Source organism: Pseudaminobacter sp. Soil_N_29, from assembly GCF_057656055.1.
In genome coordinates, this window is the sequence record NZ_JBDGLC010000031.1 from 1 (window position 1) to 613 (window position 613).

The following is a 613-nucleotide window of genomic DNA, read 5'->3' on the forward strand; positions in this document are numbered from 1 at the left end:
TGCCGCCCTTGAACACGGCCGAGCCTGCCACCAGCACATTGGCGCCGGCGGCCGTGACCAGCGGCGCGGTTTCGGGCGTGACGCCGCCGTCGATCTCGATGTCGATCGGCCGGTTGCCGATCAGCGCCTTCACCCGTTTGACCTTCTCCACCACCGCCGGGATGAAGGCTTGGCCCCCGAAGCCGGGGTTCACCGTCATCAGGAGGATCAGGTCGAGCCGGTCGAGCACATATTCGATGGCGCTTTCCGGCGTTGACGGGTTGAGCGACACGCCAGCCTTCTTGCCAAGGTTCCGGATCGCCTGCAGCGAGCGGTCGAGATGCGGGCCGGCCTCGGCATGCACGGTGATGATGTCGCAACCGGCGTCGGCGAAGGCGGCAAGATAGGGATCGGCGGGCGCGATCATCAGGTGGCAGTCGAACACCTTGGTCGTGCGACCCCGGATCGCCTTGATGACCTGCGGGCCGAAGGTGATGTTGGGGACGAAATGCCCGTCCATGACGTCGAGGTGGATCCAGTCGGCGCCGGCGGCTGCCACCGCCTCGACCTCGTCGCCGAGGCGTGAGAAATCGGCCGACAGAACCGAGGGCGCGATCAGGGTTTTTGCGGTCAT

General features: G+C 66.4%; 1 protein-coding gene. It reads right to left on the reverse strand.

The features are described 5' to 3' along the window. A partial coding sequence (gene rpe, locus AC3A4H_RS23600; RefSeq protein ID WP_487768880.1) for a ribulose-phosphate 3-epimerase occupies positions 1-613 on the reverse strand: 613 nt, incomplete at both ends.